The sequence below is a fragment of the Stutzerimonas sp. 21-1 genome, from assembly GCF_056336065.1.
Genome location: NZ_CM150500.1, coordinates 3,680,565 through 3,702,762 on the forward strand (window position 1 = coordinate 3,680,565; position 22,198 = coordinate 3,702,762).

Below are 22,198 nucleotides of genomic sequence, written 5' to 3' on the forward strand. Positions count from 1 at the left end.
CACTCCGGAGTATCAAATCATGGGTCTTGGCGGCATTAGCATCTGGCAACTCCTGATCATCCTGCTCATCGTCATCATGCTGTTCGGCACCAAGCGCCTCAAGGGCCTGGGCTCCGACCTCGGCGATGCGATCAAGGGCTTTCGCAAATCGATGGGCACCGACGACGACAAGCCAGGCGTCGAGGAAAAGCCCGGGCAGACCATCGACGCCCAGGCGCGCAAGGTCGAAGAGCCGACCCGCAAAGACTAGTCGTCCGCAGCCCCGACAGGCCTGAGCAGCGCTCGGGCTGTCGGCGCGCACCTTCCCTGATGATGAGCACGTCCTGATGTTCGATATCGGTTTTACCGAACTGCTTCTGGTCGGTCTGGTGGCCCTGGTGGTGCTGGGGCCGGAACGCCTGCCCGGAGCCGTTCGCACCACCGGCCTGTGGGTCGGCCGCCTGAAACGCAGCTTCAGCAACATCAAGGCCGAGGTCGAGCGCGAGATCGGCGCCGACGAGATTCGTCGCCAACTGCATAACGAACGCATCCTCGACCTCGAACGCGAGATGAAGCAGAGCATCATGCCGCCGGCTTCGACCAGCGGCAGCTCCGCGGCATCCACAGCCGCCGCAGCCCCCGTGGCCGAGGCAGCTGCCAGCACCCCCGCTGCCGCACCGACGCCCGAGCCCGCCAAACCCGCCGAGTCGGCCCCCGTTACCCGTCCTGACAGATCGCCAGAGCCATGAGCAAGCCTTCCCTCGACGATCAGGAAATGCCGCTGATCGCCCACCTGACCGAACTGCGCAAGCGCCTGCTGCACTGCGTCATCGCGATCCTGGTGCTGTTCGGCGGCCTGTTCTATTTCTCCCAGCAGATCTATTCGCTGGTCGCCGCACCGCTGCGCGCCTACTTGCCCGAAGGCGCGACGATGATCGCCACCGGGGTCGCCTCGCCGTTCCTGACGCCGTTCAAGCTGACACTGATGGTCGCGCTGTTCCTCTCGATGCCGATCATCCTGCACCAGATCTGGGGCTTCATCGCGCCCGGCCTGTACAAGCACGAGAAGCGCATCGCCGTACCGCTGCTGATTTCCAGCATCCTGCTGTTCTACGCCGGCATGGCTTTCGCCTACTTCGTGGTGTTTCCGATCATGTTCGGCTTCTTCGCCAGCGTGACGCCCGAAGGCGTGGCGATGATGACCGACATCGGCCAGTACCTGGACTTCGTGCTCACGCTGTTCTTCGCCTTCGGCGTGGCGTTCGAGATTCCGGTGGCGACCTTCCTGCTGATCTGGGTCGGCATCGTCGACGTCGAGACCCTGCGCAAGAGCCGCCCCTACGTAATCGTCGGTTGCTTCGTCGTCGGCATGGTGTTGACCCCGCCGGACGTATTCTCCCAGACCCTGCTGGCGGTGCCGATGTGGCTGCTGTTCGAGGCCGGCGTGCTCTGCGGCAGCATGGTCAAGAAGCGTGAGCAGGAAGAGGCCGAGCTGGCAGACGAGCAACAATCGGACGCCGGCAGCCAGCCGCCCGCCCCGCGCCCGTGAACCTGCTGCTGCTCGAGCCGGCTGACTTCGTCGCCGAGCGCCACGTATTGCTGCGCGACCGGCGGCTGACCCACCTGCAAGACGTGCACCGCGCCGAGCCCGGCGCGACGCTGCGGGTCGGCCTGCTGGGCGGTGCGATGGGACAAGGCCGGCTGCTGCGCCTGACGACCGCCGAGGCCGAACTCGAGGTCGAGTTCGATCAACCGCCGCCCGCAAAGCTGCCTCTCACCCTGCTGCTCGCACTGCCCCGGCCGAAGATGCTCAAGCGTGTGCTGCAGACCGTGGCCAGCATGGGCGTGCCGCGGCTGGTGCTGCTCAATAGCTACCGGGTGGAGAAGAGCTTCTGGCAGACCCCCTTTCTCGAACCGGCGGCGATCCGCGAGCAGCTGATTCTTGGCCTGGAACAGGCCCGCGACACCGTACTGCCGGACGTCATCATCGAGAAACGCTTCAAACCTTTCGTCGAAGATCGCCTGCCGCAACTGGCTGCCGGCACCCTTGGGCTGGTCGGGCATCCCGGCGACTATCCGGCCTGCCCGCGCGCCGTCGAGGGGCCGGTGACGCTCGCCATCGGTCCGGAGGGTGGCTGGATCCCCTACGAAGTGGACAAACTCGCCGAAGCCGGCCTGCAGCCGGTGCAGTTGGGCGAGCGCATCCTGCGGGTGGAGACCGCGGTCAGCGCACTGCTGGCCCGCCTGTTCTGAGCCCACCCCGGAGACGCCGCCAGCGCGTGGCGCGCATTCTCCGATGAGCGTGACGCACCCACCCGGTGCCGGGCGGTCAGACGCTACAGGCCGTTTATAACGACCCACTCCATGCGGTTGGTTTTCCCCGGCCCGCCAGGGCTCGATCGCATTTCAGCTGCGCCAGCCGTTGCGCCGGCGCGTCCCACGATCACTGCACGAGAGCGGCCTTTCATGCGACCACTGACCATCGATATGCACCGCCTGGAATTCGCGCTGGATGGGCGCGACACCGCCGAGTACTACCTCGACCTGGAGAGTGGCGAGATTCGCGCGATATTCCCTGGCGATCCGGCCCCCGGCGTCATGGACAAATACGACATCCAGCAGGATCGCTATCTGCACATCGCGCCGCTGGAGCTGGCGCAGGCCACCGCCATGCGCGAGGCCTTCCTGTTCACTCAGCACGACCCTATCGCGCATGCCGTGTTGAGCAATGCGCTGAAGGGGCGCAAGCCGCTGCGCACCTTCGACTTCAAGCTGGAGGACTTTCCCACGGTGCGTGAGGCCTGGTTGCGCTATCAGACGGTCCAGTTGCGCGAATATGCGGTCAGCTGGCTGCGCGACAACGACCTGGAACCGGCGCGCTCCTGAAACTCAGCTCTCCAGCAGGAAGGTCACCGGTCCGTCGTTCTGCAGATGCACCTGCATCTCGGCACCGAAGCGCCCGCAGGCGACCTGTGGGTGCTGTCGACGGGCCTGCGCCAGCAAGTAGTCGTAGAGCGCCTCGCCCTGTGACGGCGGCGCCGCGCTGGAGAAGCTGGGGCGCAGACCACTGCGGGTATCGGCGGCGAGCGTAAACTGCGACACCAGCAGCAGACCGCCACCGACGTCCTTGAGCGAGCGGTTCATGCGCCCTTCGGCATCGGCGAAGACGCGGTAGTTGAGCAGTTTGTGCAGGAGCTTGTCGGCGCGCGCCTGGTCGTCCTCGCGCTCCACACCGATCAGCACCAGCAGCCCCTGATCGATCGCGCCGACCACCTCACCCGCCACCTCGACCCGTGCGTGCCGCACACGTTGCAGCAGCGCCTTCATCAGGCGTCATCCGCTGGCGGTACGTTGGTCAGGCGTTGCGCGATGTCGGCGGCGGCGCGCACCAGCGCATCGGTGATGCCGCTTTCCGCCGCCGAATGACCGGCGTCGCGGATGATCTGCAGCTCGCTCTCCGGCCACGCCTGATGCAGTGCCCAGGCGTTGTCCAGCGGGCAGATGGCATCGTAGCGGCCATGCACGATGATGCCGGGCAGATGGGCGATCCGCGGCATGTCGCGCAGCAGCTGATCCGGTTCGAGAAAGGCCTGATTGACGAAGTAGTGGCATTCGATGCGCGCCATCGACAGCGCGCGATGGGGATCACCGAAACGCTCCACCACCTGCGGATTGGGCCGCAGCGTGGCGGTGCGACCCTCCCAGCACGACCAGGCCTTGGCCGCGTGCATCTGCGCGATCTGGTCGGCGCCGGTCAGGCGCCGGTAGAACGCCTGCATCAGATCGCCGCGCTCCTCCGGTGGGATCGGCGCGACGAAATCGTCCCAGTAATCGGGGAACAGCCGGCTCGCACCTTCCTGGTAGAACCAGGCCAGGTCTTGCGGCCGGCAGAGGAAGATGCCGCGCAGAATCAGCGCATGCACATGCGCGGGGTGCGCCTGGGCGTAGGCCAGCGACAGCGTCGAGCCCCACGAGCCGCCGAACAGCACCCACTTGTCGATGCCGAGAAATTCGCGAATGCGCTGCATGTCGGCGATCAGGTGAGCGGTGGTGTTGTTCTCCAGGCTGGCGTGCGGTGTGGAGCGCCCGCAGCCGCGCTGATCGAAGGTGATGATGCGATAGACCGTGGGGTCGAAGAAGCGCCGGCTCAGCGCATCGCAGCCGCCGCCGGGGCCGCCATGCACGAACAGCACCGGCAGGCCATCCGGAGTACCGCTCTCGTCGACGTAGAGCACGTGCGGTTCCTCCACCGCCAGCTCGTGTCGCGCATAGGGTTTGATCTCCGGATACAAGCTCTGCATGGCACACTCCCGATCTGCATGGCCGGCGGTCGGCCCCTGGATATGTCCGGCATCATAGCGAGGATCACCCGCACGGGCATGCCGCTGCGTAAATTGATCCGCCTCGCCTCAAGACGCCCGGCGGTGGGGCGCGCGCGCGCTACTGCTGTTCGCCGCGCCAGACCAGCGATTCGGTGCGGTAACCGCGGGCCTGCGCCTCCTTCAGCAGGCGGTCGCGAACCGGCGCGGAAACCTGCGGCGTGCGCGCCATCAGCCAGAGGTATTCGCGATCAGGGCTGCCCACCAGCACGCTCTGGTAGTCGTCGTCGAGGAACAGGATCCAGTAGTGGCCGCGCGTCAGCTGCGGAAACAGGCGGCTGAACCAGTTATCGAAGCGCACCCACAGACGATCGGTGCGCCCCGGCTCCTGCACCACCGCCTGGCCGACAGCCTGCTGCCAGTCACCGCCGGCAGTGCGGCAACGGTTGATTACCGCGACGCTGGCGTCGTCCTGCAGACGGTAATTCGCCTCGGACTCCACGCAGTTGCGCTGAAAGAACATCGGCAGTCGCGCCAGCTCGTACCAGGTGCCCTGGTAGCGTTTGAGATCGACCTGGCCGGCAGTGGTCGGAGGTGCCTCGCTGCTCGTCGCGCCGGCACAGCCCAGCAACAGTACGCACGACAGTGCCGCCAGCATGCGCATGAGCATGAGCATGAGCATCATTTGAGCCCCTTGCCGGAAAACATCATTACCTTGTCGCCGGCGAACTGGATGCTGATGAAGCGATTCTTGTCGCCCCAGGTGCAGCTGGACATACCCAGCGCGCCCGCGCATTCCTCCGGCTTGCCGAGCAGCTGTTCGACCTCGACGCGCGGCATGCCAGGCTTGAGCTGGGCGAAATTGTCCTGGGTGATCTTGCTGCAGGCACCCAGCAGCAAGGCGATAGCGATCAGGGCGGAAAAGCGCAGCAGCATGAGAAAACTCCTTGTCAGGTACGGAAAGACTAGCGCCTGGCCGGCAGCCGTGCCGGCCATGGGCCGAACGGCGCAATCACCTAGAAACGCGATCCCGGTTCGGTGAGGAACGCGCGCTCGGCTTCGCTCGACTCGCGCCCGAGCGTCGCATTGCGATGCGGGAAGCGGCCGAAGCGGGCAATCACGGCGCGGTGGCGCCGGGCGTAATCGAGAAAGTCGTCGAACAGCGGCTGTTCATCCGCCGCGGCAATCTCGCGCAGCTGCTCGAAGTGCGCGACGGCCAGCTCCTGCTGCGCCAGGTCCTCGGCGTGCTCCAGCACCAGGTAGACGAACACACGCTGGATCGGCGCCAGCAGCACATCGCCACCGTGCGCCAGCCCCTGACGTACCAGTTGCTGCGCCCGCGCATCGCCAGCGAAGGCCTGCGGCGTACCGCGGTGAATCATCCGCGGCAGCTGGTCGAGCAGCAGGATCAGCGCCAGCCAGCCCTCGGGGCTGGCCGTCCAGGCATCATCGAGTTCGCCACGCAGTGCCTGTTCGCACAGCGCGCCGAAGCGTTCGCGCGCCTGGGCGTCCTGCGCGTTCCGGTAGCCAAACCAAAGCGCATGCTTTTCGGTCGAGATCTCGCGCGCCGTGGTGCCCTGGCCGAACCACCAGTCCAGCAGTTGCTGCCAGGGCATGGGCATCACATCAGGCCTGGTGATAGCCGGTGACGCGCTCGACCTCTTCCTTCGAGCCGAGGAACACCGGCACGCGTTGGTGCAGCGAGGTGGGCTCGATGTCGAGGATGCGTTGCTTGCCATCGGTGGCGGCGCCACCGGCCTGCTCGATGATGAACGACATCGGGTTGGCTTCGTACATCAGCCGCAGCTTGCCGGGTTTCTCCGGCTCGCGGGCATCCCACGGGTACATGAACAGACCGCCGCGAGTGAGGATGCGGTGCACGTCGGCCACCATCGAGGCGATCCAGCGCATGTTGTAGTTCTTGCCCAGCGGCCCTTCCTGACCGGCCAGCAATTCTTCGACGTAGCGCTTGACCGGCGCCTGCCAGTGGCGCTGGTTGGACATATTGATAGCGAATTCCGCAGTGCTCTGCGGCACGCGGAGGTGTTCGTGGGTCAGCACGAAGCTGCCCAGCTCGCGGTCGAGGGTGAAGCCCATGACGCCGTGCCCGAGGGTCAGCACCAGCATGGTCTGCGGACCGTAGATCGCGTAGCCGGCGGCCACCTGGCGGGTGCCCGGCTGGAGGAAGGCTTCCTCGCCGAGCGAGTCGTTCTGGCTGAAGCAGTCACCCGGGCAGCGCAGCACGGAGAAGATGGTGCCGACCGAGACGTTGACGTCGATGTTGCTGGAGCCGTCCAGCGGATCGAACAGCAGCAGGTAGGCGCCCTTGGGGTAGCGACCGGGAATCTGGTACGGCTTGTCCATTTCCTCGGACGCCATGCCGGCCAGGGTGCCGCCCCACTCGTTGGCTTCCAGCAGGATCTCGTTGGACAGCACGTCGAGCTTCTTCTGCACCTCGCCCTGCACGTTTTCGGTATCCATGCTGCCGAGCACGCCGCCCAGCGCGCCCTTGGACACCTGATGGCTGATGGCCTTGCACGCACGCGCCACCACCTCGACAAGGAAGCGCAGATCCGCGGGAGTGTTGTTGCTGCGGGTCTGCTCGATCAGGTAGCGACTCAGGGTTACGCGTGACATGGAAAAGGCTCCAGAGAGGGGAGAAAACCCGCGCAGTTTAGCAGGCCGGCAAAAAACTAACTCCCCTCAGACCGACGCCGCCGCAGCGGAGTTCAGCGCAGCGGCGACGGCCGCCTGCGCCGCACTCCGGCGCCGCGCTACATCACCTTCCAGATCTCGCTGGCGTATTCGCGAATGGTGCGGTCCGAAGAGAACCAGCCGGTGCGTGCGGTGTTGAGCACCGCCGAACGCCACCACTGCTCTGGATCGCGCCAGCGCGCCTCGACCTCCAGCTGCGCCTGCCAGTAGGCATCGAAGTCGGCGCAGACGTGGTAGGTATCGTGCCAGGAGAGCCCGTCGATCAGCGCCGCGTAGCGCCCCGGATCGTCGGCCGAGAAGGCGCCGCCGCGAATTGCCGAAAGCACTTCGCTGAGGCGCCGTGAGCCGATGACGGTGGCTTCGGCGTTGAACTCGCCGGCACGCTTGCGCGCTTCGATCTGCTGCGCCGTGAGGCCGAAGATGAACATGTGCTCGCGGCCGATCTGCTCGCTCATCTCGACGTTGGCGCCGTCCAGCGTGCCGATGGTCAGCGCGCCGTTGAGGGCGAACTTCATGTTGCTGGTGCCCGACGCTTCCAGCCCGGCGGTGGAAATCTGCTCGGAGAGGTCGGCCGCCGGGATGATGTCCTCGGCCAGGCTGACGTTGTAGTTGGGCAGGAACACCACCTTGAGCAGGCCGCGCACGGTAGGGTCGTCGTTGATCGTGCGGGCGATGTCGTTGGCCAGCTTGATGATCAGCTTGGCCTGGTGATAGCTGGCGGCCGCCTTGCCGGCGAAGATCTTCACCCGTGGCACCCAGTCGCCGCCCGGGTCGGCGCTGATCGCGTGGTACAGCGCCACGGTGTGCAGCAGGTTGAGCAACTGGCGCTTGTACTCGTGGATGCGCTTGACGTGCACATCGAACAGCGCGGTCGGATCGACGCTCACGCCCAGCCGCTCCTGGATCAGCGCCGCCAGGTGACGCTTGTTGGCCATGCGCTGCTCGGCGAACTGCTGGCGGAAGGCGGCCTGTTCGGCGAACGGTTCCAGATCGCGCAGGCGATGCTGCGGATCGTCCAGCAGCGCTTCGCCAAGGCTGCTCACCAGCAGCCCGGTGAGGTGTGGGTTGGCCTGGTAGAGCCAGCGGCGGAAGGTGATGCCGTTGGTTTTATTGTTGATCCGCTCGGGATAGAGCGCGTGCAGGTCGGTGAACACCGTCTTGCGCATCAGCCCGGTGTGCAGCGCCGACACGCCGTTGACGCTGGAGGAGCCGAGGAACGCCAGATTGCCCATGCGCACGCGGCGCCCGTGATCCTCCTCGATCAGCGACACCGAGCGCAGCAGCTCGGCATCCTGCACGCCGCGCTGGCGCAGGCTGTCTAGGTGATGGGCGTTGATCAGGTAGATGATCTGCATGTGCCGCGGCAGCAGACGCTCCATCAGCCCCACCGGCCAGGTTTCCAGCGCCTCGGGCAGCAGCGTGTGGTTGGTGTAGTTCAGCGTCGCGGTGGTCAGCTGCCAGGCGTGTTGCCATTGCAGGCCGTGCACGTCGACCAAGAGGCGCATCAGCTCGGCCACGGCGATCGCCGGATGGGTGTCGTTGAGCTGGATCGCCGCATAGTCCGGCAGGTTGTCCAGCGTGCCGCGCTGGTCGAGGTGACGGCGCAGCAGGTCCTGCAGCGAGGCAGCGACAAAGAAATACTCCTGGCGCAGACGCAGCTCCTGGCCGGCCTCGGTGCTGTCGGCCGGATAGAGCACCCGCGAGATGCTTTGCGCCTTGGCCTCCTCGGCCACCGCGCCGATGTGGTCGCCGGCGTTGAAGCGCTCCAGATGGAAATCCGCCTCGGCCCGCGCGCGCCACAGGCGCAGGGTGTTCACGCTGGCGCCGCGCCAGCCGACGATCGGCGTGTCGTAGGCGATCGCCCGCACGCCCTCGGCCCAGTGCCAGAAGTGCCGGGCTTCGCCGCCGCTCTCGCCGGGGATCGCCGTGACATGGCCGCCGAAGCCGATCAGGTAGCTGACTTCCGGCCGCTCGAACTCCCAGGGATTGCCGAAGTCGAGCCAGGTCTCGGTCTGCTCGTGCTGCCAGCCGTCGACGATGGCCTGGCGGAACAGCCCGTGGTCGTAACGGATGCCGTAGCCATGCGCCGCCACCTGCAGCGTCGCCATGCTTTCCATGAAGCACGCCGCCAGCCGGCCGAGGCCGCCGTTGCCCAGCGCCGCATCGGGTTCGAGCAGGCGGATGCGCTCGATGTCGACGTCCAGCTCGGCCAGCGCCTCGCGCGCCACCTCGAACAGACCGAGGTTGCTCAAGCTGTCGACCAGCAGACGGCCGATGAGAAATTCCAGCGAGAGGTAGTACACCCGCTTGCAACCGCCCTCGTAGGTCTGCCGGGTGCATTCCATCCAGTGGTCGATGATGTGGTCGCGTGCGGCAAGCGCCACCGCCTCGAACCAGTCGTAGTCGGAAGCGCTTTCGGAGTCCTTGCCGACCGAATAGGTCAGCTTGCGCAAGACCTTCTCGCGGAACGCGCTGACTTCGTCGGAGGGGGAAACGCCGGATTCCTGCGTCATGGATGGTCCTCGCGGCTGGAAAACATACAAGAGGGACTCGTGGCGGTACGGCCGGTTCACCTCATCGGGCAGTCCAGACAGGTTTGCAGGTTTCCTTTACATCTGCGCGACCGCCCGTCCGGCGTACGCCGCTGGCAATTGCCGCGCAGCCCGTTATGATCGCGCACCTTTTTTATCGAAACGCGCGCCGTGAAACACTCGCTGATCGCCTCATCCGACCCGGAACGCCTGGAAACCTGGGCCCGCTACAGCAACGGCCTGTGCCGCGACTGCCACGCGACCTGCTGCACCCTGCCGGTGGAGGTGCGCATCGACGATCTGATCCGCCTGGGGCTGGTCGACGAGTTCGAGCGCGACGAACCGGCCAAGCAGGTCGCCCGGCGTCTGAGTCGCGAAGGGGTGGTCGAGCACTTCAACCACAAGCGCGAGATTTTCACCCTGACCCGTCTGGCCAACGGCGACTGCCTCTATCTCGACCGCCAGACGCGCCTGTGCACGGTCTACGCCAAGCGCCCTGACACCTGCCGCAACCACCCGCACGTCGGCCCGCGTCCGGGCTACTGCGCCTACCAGCGCAAGAGCGAGCGCCGCACCAGCCGCTGAAACCTGCGCCGCAGCGCCGGTTCGCCGCCGGCGCAGGCAGCCGGACGGCGCACTACCGACCGAGGTGATGCATGACTAGGCTGGCAAAATCGTGACTCAACAGTCATGCTTGGCGTCTTTCCTGTCTCCGCCACGTTTTAGGAATCTCCCCGGCATGAGCCGCGATAGCCGTTACCTGGAAGCCATCCTCCATCACGACATTCCGCTGACGCGCTCGCTGGGCCTGCGCGTCGCGCAGTGGGAAAATCACGAACTGCGCCTGAACGTGCCGTTGCAGCCGAACATCAACCACAAGAGCAGCATGTTCGGCGGCAGTCTGTACTGCGCCGCGGTGTTGGCTGGCTGGGGCTGGCTGCATCTGCGTCTGCGCGAAGCCGGCATCGAGGATGGCCACATCGTCATCCACGAAGGCCAGATCGAATACCCGCTGCCAGTGGTCGACGATGCAATCGCCATCTGCTCCGCGCCGACGCCGGAAGCCTGGGAGCGCTTCGAAGCGATCTACCGCCGCCGCGGCCGCTCGCGCCTGGAACTGCACAGCCGCATCCTCGCCGCCGACGGCCGCGACGCGGTGCGTTTCACCGGGCAGTTCGTGCTGCACAAATAGCCCCGCCCGCGGCCTCGCGATCATCCCGCCTTTAGCGCAGCGCCGGCCTCACGGTTGCTGCGCGATATCCAGCAGTTCGCCACGCCAGTCGGCGCCGGCCGGCAGCGCCAGGAACGACGGATTCAGATAGCCCTCGCGCGCTTCGTAGGTCAGCGGCGCGCCGGCGACATCCAGCACTTCGCCGCCCGCCCCTTCGAGCACGCCTTGCGCGGCCGCGGTATCCCACTGCGAGGTCGGCGCCAGGCGCGGATAGCAGTCGGCGGAGCCCTCGGCGAGCAGGCAGAACTTCAGCGAGCTGCCGACGTTCGCCAGCTCGAGTTCGCCGAAGCGCTGGCGCAGGCGTTCGAGCAGCTGTTCCTGGGCCGGACTGCTGTGCCGCCGGCTGGCCACCACGGTGAAAGCGCCGACCGGCTGCCGACGTGTGCGCAGCGGGCGGAGCGTGCCGTCCACCTCGCCACACCAGGCGCCCAGCGCGGCGCCACCGTAATAGCAGCGACCATTGGCGGGGATTCCCACCACACCGAAGCACACTCGGCCGCGCTCGATCAGCGCCACGTTGACGGTGAACTCCTCGCTGCCGGCGATGAATTCCTTGGTGCCGTCCAGCGGATCGACCAGCCACCAGCGCGTCCAGCCGGCGCGCTCGGCCAGCGGCAGCGCGCAGTCCTCTTCGGACAGTACCGGAATGCCGGGATCCAGCGCCGTCAGACCGTCGAACAGCAGCCGATGCGCAGCCATGTCCGCCGCCGTCACCGGCGACTCGTCGGCCTTGGTCTGCACCGCCAGCTCGCGGCGCCAGTACGGCAGGATCGCCGCACCGGCCGCGCGCACCAGCTCGATCACCGCCAGCAGGTAGGGATGACTCATTGGCCGAACTCCCCACGCTGGGTCAGCAGATCGCGCGCCAGGTACAGCGCGGCCAGCGCACGGCCCTCGCTGAACTGCGGATGCTGGATCAGGCTCGACAGTTCGCTCAGCGGATACTGCTCGACGCGCATCGGCTCCGGCTCGTCGCCCGGCAGGCGCTCGGGATAGAGGTCGCGCGCCAGCACCACCTGGATTTTCTGGCTCATGTAGCCCGGCGACAGCGACAGCTCGGTCAGCAGTTCCAGGCGACGCGCGCCGAAACCGGCTTCTTCCTTGAGCTCGCGATTGGCCGCCTCGAGTACGTCCTCGCCCGGCTCGATCAGGCCCTTGGGCAGCGAAAGCTCGTAGCTGTCGGTACCGCCGCAGTATTCCTCGATCAGCAGCACGTTGTGCGCATCGGCCAGCGCCACGATCATCACCGCGCCGTAGCCGGTTCCCTTGCCGACCAGGCGCTCGTAGGTGCGCTCGACACCATTGGAGAAGCGCAGCTGCAGCTCCTCGACGCGGAACAGGCGGCTGCTCGCAACGATCTCACGGGCAAGCACGGTGGGTTTCTGGCGCATGGGACACTCCTGCAAACGCGAGCAGCTATCATAACCCGGCTTCTGACGGCAGCCGTGAACGCTTTGCTGCACGCCACCGTCTCAACCCTATCCGACCATCAAGAGCCTGCCATGATCGCCGCCCCGCCCTGGTCCACCATCGATACCGTCCTGCTCGACATGGACGGCACGCTGCTGGACCTGCATTTCGATAATCACTTCTGGCTCGAATTCCTGCCGCAACGCTACGCCGAACGCCACGGCATCAGCCGCACGATGGCCGAAATGGAGCTGACGCCGCTGTTCAACGAGCACCAGGGCAAGCTGACTTGGTACTGCCTGGACTTCTGGACCCGTGAGCTCGGCCTGCCGATCCGCGAGATGAAGCGCGAGATCGCCCACCTGATTGCCCTGCGTCCAGCCGCCGACCAGTTTCTCGCAGCACTGCGCGATGCCGGTAAACGCGTGGTGCTGATCACCAATGCCCATCGCGATTCGCTGTCGCTGAAGCTCGAGCGCGTCGAACTGGCGCCCTGGTTCGACCGTCTGATCAGTTCGCATGATTATGGCTTCCCCAAGGAAGATGCGCAGTTCTGGCACGCCCTGCGCCAGGATCTGGAGCTGGCACCGGAGCGCGCGCTGTTCATCGACGACAGCCTGCCGATCCTGCGCAGCGCCCGCGCGTTCGGCATCGCCCATCTGCTGGCAGTGCGCGAACCGGACAGCCGGCGCGGGCACAAGGACACCGAAGAATTCGCCGCAGTCGAAAGCTATCTGGAGCTGGTCCGCAGTCTGCAAGAGCGCGCAGCCTGACAAAGCGCGCTTTTCTACCTCGAGTAACCCCGTAGAATCGTCGCGCCGCGAGCGCCACGACCATGACGCGCCTCGCAGCGCCCTCTGCGCGTTGGCTGGCCCGCGCACAGGTTCATCTTCTGGCCGACCAGACAACCGACCACGGTGCAAGGAATGGAACAGGTTATGCCTACAGCTGAGCGCTGGCCGCACAGCAGCAGCGAAATGGGCGAACGGATTCGCCAACACGACTGGCAGGTCACCCCGCTGGGTCCGCCCGCGAACTGGCCGGCGGCCCTGCGCCTGCTGGTCGATACGATCCTCGATGCCCCCGGGCCCATGTGCATCCTCTGGGGCGAGGACAACATCCAGCTGTACAACGACGCCCACGCGCGGCTGATCGGCCGGCGCCATCCGGCCGAGCTCGGCACCCCGGCCTGCGGCACCTGGGGCGCCACCTGGGAATTGCTCGAACCCGCCTGCGACGGCGCGCGCCGCGGCGAGGCGCGCCTGCTGCACAACCGCCACATGCTGATCGAGCGCCACGACGACGCGGAAGATGCCTGGTTCGACATGGCGCTGAGCCCGATCCGCGACAGCCGCGGCAAGATCGCCGGCCTGCTGCTGTGCCTCAACGAAACCAGCGAGCGCATGCGCAGCGAGGCCCGCCTGTCGCAGACCGCGCTGCGCTACAAGCTCAGTGCCGAGGCCTATCGCCTCAGCGAACAGCGCCTGCAGCTGGCGCTGGAAGCCAGCGACCTGATCGGCATCTGGGACTGGGACGTGCAGGGCGGAGCGACCTGCGAGCAGGTCGAGCTGCTCTGCCATGTGTCGGAGCAGGACTATACGAGCCCCCAGCAGAGCCTCTCGGTCCAGCCGTTCGTCGAGCACATCCACCCCGACGACCGCGCCCGCGTGCTCGCGGCGATGCAGCAATGCGTCGCCGGCAACGGCACCTTCGCCGAGCGTTACCGGCTGCACGCTGACGACGAACAGCCGCGCTGGGCCTACGCGCGCGGGCGCTGCCACTACGGCGAAGACGGTCGCGTGCTGCGCTTTCCCGGCGCGGTGATGGACATCAGCCGTCAGCACGCCAGCGAACTGGCCCTGCGCAAGAGCGAGGCGGAGATCAAGATGATCACCGACGCGCTGCCGCTGCTGATCGGCTACATCGACGACCAGGAACGCTTCCGCTTCAACAACCGCTACTACGAGGACTGGTTCGGCTATCCGCCGGAATGGCTGCGCGGCAAGACCGTGCGCGAGATCCTCGGCGAGGCCGGTTACCAGCTGCGATGCGCCAACATCCGCGCCGCGCTGAACGGCGAAACGGTGACCTTCGAGGCCCACAGCCCGCACCGCGACGGCGGGCAGCGGCGCTCGCTGGTGCACTACCTGCCGCGCGTCGACGTCAACGGCAAGGTGATCGGCTTCTTCGTCATGGCGCTGGACGTCACCGAGCGCTGGCGTGCCGAACAGGCCCTGCGCGAACTCAACGAGACGCTGGAAAGCCGTATCCAGGAACGCACCCAGGCGCTGGCCGAGGTCTACGAACGCCTGCTCAAGGAAATGGCCAGCCGCGAACAGGCCCAGGACGCCCTGCGTCAGGCGCAGAAGATGGAGGCCGTCGGCCAGCTCACCGGCGGCATCGCGCACGACTTCAACAACATGCTCACCGGCATCATCGGCGGGCTGGACCTGATCCAGCGCTACATCCAGTCCGGCCGCCACGGCGAAACCCAGCGTTTCATCGACGCCGCGGTCACCTCCGCCAATCGCGCCGCCGCACTCACCCATCGCCTGCTGGCCTTCGCCCGCCGTCAGCCGCTGAACCTCAAGCGGGTCGAACTCAACGCGCTGATCGACTCGATGCACGACCTGCTGATCCGCACGCTCGGCAGCCATATCCAGATCGAAACGCAGCTGCAGGCCGATCTGTGGCCGGCCTACAGCGACGACAACCAGCTGGAAAGCGCGCTGCTCAACCTGGTGATCAACGCCCGCGACGCCATGCCCGATGGCGGCACGCTACGCATTGGCACCGCCAACGTGGTGCTCGAGCGTGCTCGTCAGGTCGGCGACCTGGCGCCCGGCGCCTACGTCACCCTGACGGTCGCCGACAGCGGCTGCGGCATGACGCCCAAGGTGCTGGCCAGCGCCTTCGAGCCGTTCTTCACCACCAAGCCCATCGGTCAGGGCACCGGCCTCGGACTGTCGATGATCTACGGCTTCGCCCGGCAAGCGGGCGGGCACCTGCAGATCACCAGCGAGCCGGACGCCGGCACCGAAGTCTGCCTGTACCTGCCGACCCACGCCGAAGCGGTACCCTGCGCCCCGGCGCCCAGTGCCGCTGCCGCGGTGCTGCGCGCCCAGCAGGGCGAATGCGTGCTGGTGGTCGAGGACGACCCGGCGGTGCGCCTGCTGGTGCTCGATGTGCTGGAAATGCTCGGTTATCAGGCTCTGGAAGCGGCCGAAGGCACTGCGGCGGTGGCAATTCTGGAATCGGAGCAGCGCATCGATCTGCTGGTCACCGACGTCGGCCTGCCGGGCATGAACGGCAGGCAGTTGGCCGATATCGCTCGCCAGCGCCGTCCGCAGCTGCCGGTGCTGTTCATGACCGGCTATGCCGAGCGCGCTGCCAGCAGCGGGTTCCTCGACAGCGGCATGGACATGATCAGCAAGCCCTTCACCATCGACCAGCTGGCGCAGCAGATCAGCGCCAGCCTGGCCGAGAACGATGGTCAGTCGGACCGCGCGCAACCCCTCCAGAACCAGTCCTAGACCGCTTCGCTTGTTTGAAGTTCCTTTTTCAAAACAAATACTTGCGGAGTTTGCGCAAGATCACACCTTTCATCGGCGGGCGCTTGCAGCGTAGCGGCATGGCGGGTAAGGATCGCGGCGCCATCCACTCTGAGGTTGCGTCAATGAAGTATTCCTCGATTCTGCTGTTGTCCGCGAGCCTGCTCAGCAGCGCCGCATTTGCCGGAAGCAATACCGAAGCGGCCGTTGGCGGCGCGCTGGGCGGCGCGCTGGGCTCGGTGGTCGGTGAACACCTGGGCGGCTCCACTGGCGCCGCCATCGGTGCCGGTGTCGGCGGCGCGGCCGGCGGTGCCGTCGGCGCGGACCGGCGCAACCGTACCGAAGCGGCCATCGGCGGCGGTCTGGGCGCGGCCGGCGGCAACGTCATCGGTCAGCGGGTCGGCGGCAGCACCGGCGGCCTGATCGGTGCGGCGGTCGGTGGCGGCGCCGGCGGCGCGCTAGGCAATGCCTACGGCGATGACGACCGCGACTACCGCGATCGTGACCGGCGCTATTACCGCGACGGGCATCGCCACCCCGGCAAGGGCCACTACAAGAACAAGTGGCACAAGCACCATCGCTGAGCACTGCCAGCGGGCAGCCACGCAGGCATGACGAAGAGGCCGGGCGGATCATCGATCCCCCGGCCTCTTCGCCGTTCAGGCCAGCGCTTCGAGCGCGCGGCGCAGACTGTCCGGGATCGGCGTCGGACGGTTGTCGGCGCGACGCACGAAGACGTGGACGAAACGCCCGGCAGCGCTGGCCTCGTCTTCGCCACGGCGAAACACCGCCAGTTCGTACTGCACCGATGAACTGCCCAGGCGGGCAACGCGCAGGCCGACCTCGATGGCATCCGGGAAGGCGATGGACGCGAAGTAGTCGCACGAGGAGCTGACCACGAAGCCGACCACCTCGCCGTCGTGGATATCCAGCCCGCCGTGCTGGATCAGGTAGGCATTCACTGCCGTATCGAAAAAGCTGTAGTAGGTCACGTTGTTGACGTGGCCGTAGAGGTCGTTGTCGTGCCAGCGCGTGCTGATGGCATGGAAATGCCGGTAGTCGTCGCGCAGATGCCGGGCTTGCTCGGACATACAGTGGATCCTTCAGTAGGCGGCACGGTAGATGGCCAGGGCATCGGCCTCGGTGACTTCGCGCGGGTTGTTCACCAGCAGGCGCTGCTGCAGCATCGCCTCCCTCGCCAGCTGCGCCAGCTGGCCCTGCGCCACACCGGCATCACGCAGACGGGTCGGCAGCCCCATCCGTGCGCCCAGCTGCTCGAACGCCTCGATCAACTGCTCGGCGGCGCAGCGGCCGGCATCCAGCGCATCGCCCAGCACCAGCGGCGCCAGCTCGCGATAGTGCGGGCGCGCCGCGACGAGGTTGAAGCGCAGCACGTGCGGCAGCACCAGCGCGTTGGACAGCCCGTGCGGAATATGGAAGTTGCCGCCCAGCGGATAGGCCAGCGCGTGCACCGCCGCCACCGGTGCGTTGGCGAAGGCCTGGCCGGCGAGGCAGGCGCCGAGCAGCATGGCCTGGCGCGCCTCGCGGTTGCTGCCGTTGTGCACCGCCTCGTCCAGATTCGCTGCCAGCAGACGCAGCGCCTCGCGCGCCAGCAGGTCGGACAGCGGGTTCTTCTTCAGCGCGCTGGTGTACGCCTCGATGGCATGCACCATCGCATCGATGCCGGTCGCCGCAGTCACCGCGGGCGGCAGGCCGAGCGTGAGGTCGGCATCGAGCAGCGCCAGATCCGGTAGCAGCAGCGGCGAGACCACACCCATCTTGGTGGTCGCGCCGGTGGTGACGATGGCGATGGGCGTCACCTCCGAGCCGGTGCCGGCGGTGGTCGGCACCTGGATCAGCGGCAGCCGCTGGCCCTTGGCGTTGCCGACGCCGTAGATGTCTGGCAGCGTCTGCTTGTTCTGCGGATGCGCCAGCAGCGCCACCAGCTTGGCGACGTCCATCGAGCTGCCGCCGCCGAAGCCGATGATCAGATCGGCCTGCGCGGACTGCGCGTGCTCCACCGCCGCCAGCACGACGCTCTCCGGCGGGTCGGCCAGCACCTGGTCGTAGACGGCGACCGGCAAACCTTCGCCGGCGAAGCCCGGCAACACCTCATCGAGCAGGCCGAAGCGGGTGATGCCCGGATCGGTCACCAGCAGCACCGAACGCGCGCCGCGCTCCCGGCACAGGCTGGCCAGACGGCGTGACGAACCGGGTTCGCAGATCAACTGGGCGGTAGTGGCAAAGCTGAACGGATGCATGGTGCCTCCTGTAGTCGAGTGTCAGAACGCGAACGCGCTTTCCGGCAATGCCATCAGGCACGCCGCGCCGCCCTGGATCGCTTCGCGGTGCGCGCTGGCACGCGGCAGGACACGGCGCAGGTAGAACTCCGCACTGGCCAGCTTGGCCTGATAGAAGTCTTCCTCGCCGCTGCCCTGCTCCAGTGCATCCTGAGCCCGCGCCGCGGCCTGCAGCCAGAAGCCGGCCAGCAGCACGTAGGCCGAGTACTGCAGGAAATCTACCGACACCGCGCCGATCTCCTGGGGGTCGCGCTGGGTTGCGGCGATTACCTCGGCGCTCAGCTCGCGCCACTCGCCAAGTCGCGTCTGCACCCGGCTGGCCAGCTCGTGCAGCGCCGGTCGGTCGATCTGCTGGTCGCAGACTTCGCTGAATTCTGCCTGTAGCGCCGACAGCTCCGCGCCGCCATCACCGAGCAGCTTGCGCCGAATGTAATCCAGCGCCTGGATGCCGTTGGTGCCCTCGTAGAGCTGGGTGATGCGGCTGTCGCGCATCAGCTGCTCCATGCCCCATTCGCGGATGTAGCCGTGGCCGCCGTAGATCTGCACGCCGAGACTGGCGACTTCCTGGCCCATGTCGGTGAAGAACGCCTTGACGATAGGGATCAGCAAGGCCGCGCGCTTGCTCGCCGCCTTGCGATAGCTCGGCTCGGGATGGCCGTGTTCGAGATCCAGCTGGCGCGCGGTATAGGCCGCCAGCATGCGGCTACCCTCGACCAGCGTCTTTTGCGTCAGCAGCATGCGCCGCACGTCCGGGTGGACGACGATCGGGTCGGCCGGTTTGTCCGGATGCTGCGCCCCCGTCAGCCCGCGCGACTGCAGGCGTTCACGGGCGTAGGCGAGCGAGCCCTGGAATGCCTGCTCGGCAATGCCCAGGCCCTGCAGACCGACCTGGAAACGCGCGTCGTTCATCATGGTGAACATGCAGGCGAGGCCCTGGTTCGGCTCGCCGACGATCCAGCCGGTGGCGCCGTCGAAGTTCATCACGCAGGTCGCCGCGCCCTTGATGCCCATCTTGTGTTCGATAGCACCGCAGCTCAGCGCGTTGCGCGCGCCGGGCGTGCCGTCGGCGTTGGCGATGAACTTGGGCACCAGCAGCAGGCTGATGCCCTTCACCCCGGCCGGCGCATCCGGCAGCCGTGCCAGCACCAGATGCACGATGTTCTCGCTCATGTCGTGCTCGCCGCCGGAGATGAATATCTTGCTGCCGCTGACCTTGTAGCTACCGTCCGCCTGCGGCTCGGCGCGGGTGCGCAGCAGCGCGAGATCGGTGCCGGCCTGCGGTTCGGTCAGGCACATGGTGCCGCTCCAGCGGCCGCTGACCAGCTTCTCCAGATAGGCATTCTTCAACGCGTCGCTGCCGTGCTTGTACAGCGCCAGCACCGCGCCCTCGGTCAGCCCCGAATAGATGCGGAACGACAGCGACGCCGCCATCAGCATCTCTTGGAAGTTGCACGCCACCAGCTGCGGGAAGCCCTGGCCGCCGTATTCGCTCGGCCCGGTCATGCTCGCCCAGCCGTTGTCGACGTACTGCTGGTAGGCCTCGACGAAGCCCTGCGGCGTCTTTACCTCGCCGTTTTGCAGGGTCACGCCCTCCTCGTCGCTGTTGCGATTGAGCGGGGCGATCTCGCCGCCGGTGTAGCGCGCCGCCTCTTCCAAAACGCCGTCGATCAGCTCGCGGTCCAGGCCGTTGCCGAGCAATTCGCAATGACTGGTGGCGTCGAACAACTCGTGCAGCACGAAACGCATGTCACGCAGCGGTGCCTTGTAGTCCATGCTCAAGCCTCCTTCCGGTAGTCGGCGAAGCGGCCGCCAAGAGTGGCCAGGTTGTCAATCAGCGCGGCCGGCTGCCAGTGCGCGCCGTGGCGCTCGGCCAGTGCGTTCAGGCGGTTGCGAATGGCGGGCAATCCTTGGCGATCAGCCCAGGTCATCGGCCCGCCGACTTCCGCCGGGAAGCCATAGCCGTAGAGGTAAACGGTGTCGATGTCGGCGCTGGACTCGGCCATGCCTTCCTCGAGAATCTTCGCGCCCTCGTTGACCAGTGCCAGCAGGCAGCGCTCGAGGATTTCCTCGCTGCCGATCTCGCGACGCTGAAAGCCGAGGCGCTCGGACTCGCGCTGCACCAGCGCATCCACTTCGGGGTCGTGTTCGGCCTGGCGGCTGCCCTCGGCGTAACGGTAGTAGCCCATGCGCGACTTCTGGCCGAAGCGCCCCAGTTCGCAGAGGCGGTTGTCGACCTGCACCTCGGGCTCTTCCTGGCCCTTGCCGGATAGCTCGCGGGCGCGCCATTCCAGATCGATACCGACCACGTCGTACATGCGGAACGGCCCCATGGCGAAGCCGAAGCCCTGCAGCGCGCCGTCCACCTGGTGTGGGTAAGCGCCTTCGAGCAGCATCATCCGCGCCTCGCGCACGTAGGTGGCGAGCATGCGATTGCCGATGAAGCCCTGACAGTTGCCGGCGACCACGCCGACCTTGCCCATGCGCTTGCCGAGCGAGGTGGACGCCTCGAGCACGGCTTTGGAGGTCTTCGCGCCGCGGACGATCTCCAGCAGTTTCATGATGTGCGCCGGGCTGAAGAAGTGCAGACCGACGACCTGCTCCGGCCGCTTGGTGACCGCGGCGATGGCGTCGATATCCAGCGCCGAGGTATTGCTGGCGAGGATGCCGCTCGGCTTCACGACGCCGTCCAGCTCGCGGAAGATCTTCTGCTTGAGTTCGAGGTTTTCGTAGACGGCTTCGATCACCAGATCGGCGTCCTTCAGCGCCTGGTAATCGGCCGCCTTGCCAATGCAGGCGCGCCGCGCCTGGGCCTGCGCCTCGTCGATACGGCCCTGACGGACGTTGTGCGCGTAGGTGTCGGCCACCACGCCCAGCGCCTGTTCGAGCATTTCCGGGTTGTTGTCCAGCCACAGCACCCGCACGCCGGCGTTGGCCAGGCTCATGACGATGCCGCGGCCCATGGTGCCGGCGCCGATGACGGCGGCGGTCTGGATATCGAAGCGGGTTTGGCTCATTGCAGCTGTCCTCGTTGCACGGCTGGAAAAACTGGAGACCAACCATAGACGAAGACGCTACTATTTTTGAAATTTAGTCTTGTGATGTTTCGGATTCGCCGAATGAATATCAACAGCTTCGATCTCAACCTGCTGCGCGTGCTCGACGCCCTGCTGCGCGAACGCAGCGTTTCCCGTGCTGCACAACGGCTATCGCTCAGCCAGCCGGCGGTCAGCAATGCGCTCAATCGCCTGCGTGAAGTGCTCGACGACCCGCTGCTGGTACGCGTCGCCCGCACCATGCAGCCGACACCGCGCGCCCTGAACCTGGAGGCGCCGATCCGTGAGGCGTTGCAGCAGATCGAGCACACCCTCAACGCCGGCGATTTCTTCGACCCGGCGACCAGCCGCCAGCGCTTCGCCATCGCCGTCACCGACTATGTCGAGCTGATCTGCATGCCAGCGCTGATGGCACATCTGGCCAAGGTGGCGCCGGGGATTCAGCTGGCGATTGAGCATCTGACGCCGACCCTGCCGGCCGAAGCGCTGGACCACGGCGAACTGGATCTGGCGCTGGGCCGCTTTCTCGAGGTGCCGACGCGTTTTCAGCGCCGGCGCTGGACCAGCGAGACGTTGCAGGTCGCGCTGCGCCGCGATCATCCGCTGGTGGATGGGGGGCTGGATCTGGACGGGTTCCTGCGCCTGCGCCACCTCTGGGTCCATGGCGGGCAGACCCGCGGCATGGTCGATCAGTGGCTGGAAGAACAGGGCCTGCAGCGCGAGGTGGTCTACACCACGCCGAACTACCTGCAGGCCGCGCATATCGTCGCTAGCAGCGACCTCGCGGCCGTGCTGCCAACCCAGCTCGCGCGGCATTTCGCCAGGCTGCTGCCGCTGCAGCTGTTCGACCTGCCGTTCGATCTCGGCCCCTTCCAGCTGGATATCGTCAGCGTCGCCCAGCGCGAGAAGGATGCGGCCCTGCAGTGGCTGATCGAACAGATGGTGGCGGTCGCGCAACACTGACCACCGCGACGGTTTCCTGTGCTGCAGACAGCAGAAAGCCCGCCGAAGCGGGCTTTCTCTGACCATTTCATTCCTTGAGCTGCCGTCCTGGCGTGGCCGATCTTCCATGATCCCGAGCGCGTCCTGCGCTGCGGAGACGGGCATAG

Annotated in this window: 24 protein-coding genes; 11 read left to right on the top strand and 13 right to left on the bottom strand. The window is 66.6% G+C overall.

Annotated elements, in window-relative coordinates; all coding sequences use genetic code 11:
* Positions 1-19: 19 nt before the first annotated feature.
* The 5 genes from tatA (at position 20) to AC0ZJQ_RS17660 (ending at position 2,865) form a co-directional block, all read left to right on the top strand.
* Positions 20-250: a twin-arginine translocase TatA/TatE family subunit gene (gene tatA / locus AC0ZJQ_RS17640; RefSeq protein WP_003286709.1), complete on the top strand. Its 231-nt coding sequence runs from the start codon at positions 20-22 to the stop codon at positions 248-250.
* Positions 251-326: 76 nt separating this feature from the next.
* The gene (gene tatB, locus AC0ZJQ_RS17645) at positions 327-728 is read left to right on the top strand and encodes a Sec-independent protein translocase protein TatB (protein ID WP_008569469.1); all 402 of its coding nucleotides are present in this window, start codon (positions 327-329) and stop codon (positions 726-728) included.
* Positions 725-1,528: a twin-arginine translocase subunit TatC gene (gene tatC, locus AC0ZJQ_RS17650; protein WP_476477024.1), complete on the top strand. Its 804-nt coding sequence runs from the start codon at positions 725-727 to the stop codon at positions 1,526-1,528. Before tatB ends, tatC begins: the two co-directional genes overlap by 4 nt.
* Positions 1,525-2,232 carry a 16S rRNA (uracil(1498)-N(3))-methyltransferase gene (locus AC0ZJQ_RS17655; RefSeq protein WP_165593811.1) on the top strand — a complete coding sequence of 236 codons (708 nt, stop codon included), beginning with the start codon at positions 1,525-1,527 and terminating at the stop codon, positions 2,230-2,232. Before tatC ends, AC0ZJQ_RS17655 begins: the two co-directional genes overlap by 4 nt.
* Before the next feature lie 213 nt (positions 2,233-2,445).
* Positions 2,446-2,865 (top strand): UPF0158 family protein, encoded by a 420-nt coding sequence (locus AC0ZJQ_RS17660; RefSeq protein ID WP_008569466.1) that lies wholly within the window; start codon positions 2,446-2,448, stop codon positions 2,863-2,865.
* 3 nt (positions 2,866-2,868) lie between these two features.
* On the opposite strand, the gene dtd is transcribed toward AC0ZJQ_RS17660, so the two are convergent.
* The 7 genes from dtd to AC0ZJQ_RS17695 form a co-directional block, all read right to left on the bottom strand.
* On the bottom strand, positions 2,869-3,306 hold the full coding sequence (gene dtd, locus AC0ZJQ_RS17665; RefSeq protein ID WP_054093990.1) for a D-aminoacyl-tRNA deacylase: 438 nt from the start codon (positions 3,304-3,306) through the stop codon (positions 2,869-2,871).
* Positions 3,306-4,280 (bottom strand): prolyl aminopeptidase, encoded by a 975-nt coding sequence (pip, locus tag AC0ZJQ_RS17670; RefSeq protein ID WP_008569464.1) that lies wholly within the window; start codon positions 4,278-4,280, stop codon positions 3,306-3,308. The genes dtd and pip overlap by 1 nt, the downstream gene beginning before the upstream one ends.
* A gap of 139 nt (positions 4,281-4,419) precedes the next feature.
* Positions 4,420-4,962: a lipocalin family protein gene (locus AC0ZJQ_RS17675; protein WP_037020463.1), complete on the bottom strand. Its 543-nt coding sequence runs from the start codon at positions 4,960-4,962 to the stop codon at positions 4,420-4,422.
* A gap of 17 nt (positions 4,963-4,979) precedes the next feature.
* Positions 4,980-5,234 carry a hypothetical protein gene (locus AC0ZJQ_RS17680; protein WP_008569462.1) on the bottom strand — a complete coding sequence of 85 codons (255 nt, stop codon included), beginning with the start codon at positions 5,232-5,234 and terminating at the stop codon, positions 4,980-4,982.
* A gap of 80 nt (positions 5,235-5,314) precedes the next feature.
* Positions 5,315-5,920, bottom strand: coding sequence for a DUF924 family protein (locus tag AC0ZJQ_RS17685; RefSeq protein WP_037020461.1), 606 nt, complete (start codon positions 5,918-5,920; stop codon positions 5,315-5,317).
* A gap of 4 nt (positions 5,921-5,924) precedes the next feature.
* Positions 5,925-6,935: a class 1 fructose-bisphosphatase gene (locus AC0ZJQ_RS17690; protein WP_155550847.1), complete on the bottom strand. Its 1,011-nt coding sequence runs from the start codon at positions 6,933-6,935 to the stop codon at positions 5,925-5,927.
* A gap of 137 nt (positions 6,936-7,072) precedes the next feature.
* Entirely contained in the window at positions 7,073-9,526 is a 2,454-nt protein-coding gene (locus AC0ZJQ_RS17695) for a glycogen/starch/alpha-glucan phosphorylase (protein WP_476477025.1), read from the bottom strand.
* 189 nt (positions 9,527-9,715) lie between these two features.
* Here AC0ZJQ_RS17695 and AC0ZJQ_RS17700 point away from each other — a divergent pair, with 189 nt between their 5' ends.
* Together AC0ZJQ_RS17700 and AC0ZJQ_RS17705 are read left to right on the top strand one after the other, a co-directional pair.
* Positions 9,716-10,129, top strand: a complete 414-nt coding sequence (locus AC0ZJQ_RS17700) for a YkgJ family cysteine cluster protein (protein ID WP_008569458.1) — start codon at positions 9,716-9,718, stop codon at positions 10,127-10,129.
* 154 nt (positions 10,130-10,283) lie between these two features.
* The gene (locus tag AC0ZJQ_RS17705) at positions 10,284-10,736 is read left to right on the top strand and encodes a thioesterase domain-containing protein (RefSeq protein ID WP_008569457.1); all 453 of its coding nucleotides are present in this window, start codon (positions 10,284-10,286) and stop codon (positions 10,734-10,736) included.
* A gap of 48 nt (positions 10,737-10,784) precedes the next feature.
* Here the strand turns inward: AC0ZJQ_RS17705 and cysQ are convergent, their stop codons facing one another.
* Both cysQ and nudE read right to left on the bottom strand, forming a co-directional pair.
* On the bottom strand, positions 10,785-11,603 hold the full coding sequence (cysQ, locus tag AC0ZJQ_RS17710) for a 3'(2'),5'-bisphosphate nucleotidase CysQ (protein WP_476477026.1): 819 nt from the start codon (positions 11,601-11,603) through the stop codon (positions 10,785-10,787).
* The gene (gene nudE / locus AC0ZJQ_RS17715; protein WP_008569455.1) at positions 11,600-12,166 is read right to left on the bottom strand and encodes an ADP compounds hydrolase NudE; all 567 of its coding nucleotides are present in this window, start codon (positions 12,164-12,166) and stop codon (positions 11,600-11,602) included. Before nudE ends, cysQ begins: the two co-directional genes overlap by 4 nt.
* A 111-nt stretch (positions 12,167-12,277) precedes the next feature.
* On the opposite strand from nudE, the gene yrfG reads away from it, so the two are divergent.
* The 3 genes from yrfG (at position 12,278) to AC0ZJQ_RS17730 (ending at position 16,320) form a co-directional block, all read left to right on the top strand.
* Positions 12,278-12,958, top strand: a complete 681-nt coding sequence (gene yrfG, locus AC0ZJQ_RS17720) for a GMP/IMP nucleotidase (RefSeq protein ID WP_008569454.1) — start codon at positions 12,278-12,280, stop codon at positions 12,956-12,958.
* A 165-nt stretch (positions 12,959-13,123) separates the two neighbouring features.
* Positions 13,124-15,718, top strand: coding sequence for a PAS domain-containing hybrid sensor histidine kinase/response regulator (locus AC0ZJQ_RS17725; RefSeq protein WP_167134237.1), 2,595 nt, complete (start codon positions 13,124-13,126; stop codon positions 15,716-15,718).
* Between the two features lie 143 nt (positions 15,719-15,861).
* Entirely contained in the window at positions 15,862-16,320 is a 459-nt protein-coding gene (locus AC0ZJQ_RS17730) for a glycine zipper domain-containing protein (protein ID WP_155550851.1), read from the top strand.
* 75 nt (positions 16,321-16,395) lie between these two features.
* Here the strand turns inward: AC0ZJQ_RS17730 and AC0ZJQ_RS17735 are convergent, their stop codons facing one another.
* From AC0ZJQ_RS17735 to AC0ZJQ_RS17750, 4 genes are read right to left on the bottom strand one after another with little or no spacing between them, the layout of a single operon-like run.
* Complete coding sequence (locus AC0ZJQ_RS17735) at positions 16,396-16,827, bottom strand: acyl-CoA thioesterase (protein ID WP_008569447.1); 432 nt, start codon at positions 16,825-16,827, stop codon at positions 16,396-16,398.
* Between the two features lie 12 nt (positions 16,828-16,839).
* Positions 16,840-17,997 (bottom strand): iron-containing alcohol dehydrogenase, encoded by a 1,158-nt coding sequence (locus AC0ZJQ_RS17740; protein ID WP_167134235.1) that lies wholly within the window; start codon positions 17,995-17,997, stop codon positions 16,840-16,842.
* A 21-nt stretch (positions 17,998-18,018) separates the two neighbouring features.
* The gene (locus AC0ZJQ_RS17745) at positions 18,019-19,809 is read right to left on the bottom strand and encodes an acyl-CoA dehydrogenase C-terminal domain-containing protein (RefSeq protein ID WP_008569445.1); all 1,791 of its coding nucleotides are present in this window, start codon (positions 19,807-19,809) and stop codon (positions 18,019-18,021) included.
* A 2-nt stretch (positions 19,810-19,811) separates the two neighbouring features.
* Positions 19,812-21,050 carry a 3-hydroxyacyl-CoA dehydrogenase gene (locus AC0ZJQ_RS17750; RefSeq protein ID WP_167134233.1) on the bottom strand — a complete coding sequence of 413 codons (1,239 nt, stop codon included), beginning with the start codon at positions 21,048-21,050 and terminating at the stop codon, positions 19,812-19,814.
* Between the two features lie 102 nt (positions 21,051-21,152).
* Here AC0ZJQ_RS17750 and AC0ZJQ_RS17755 point away from each other — a divergent pair, with 102 nt between their 5' ends.
* Positions 21,153-22,052 carry a LysR family transcriptional regulator gene (locus tag AC0ZJQ_RS17755; protein ID WP_167134231.1) on the top strand — a complete coding sequence of 300 codons (900 nt, stop codon included), beginning with the start codon at positions 21,153-21,155 and terminating at the stop codon, positions 22,050-22,052.
* Positions 22,053-22,198: the final 146 nt, after the last annotated feature.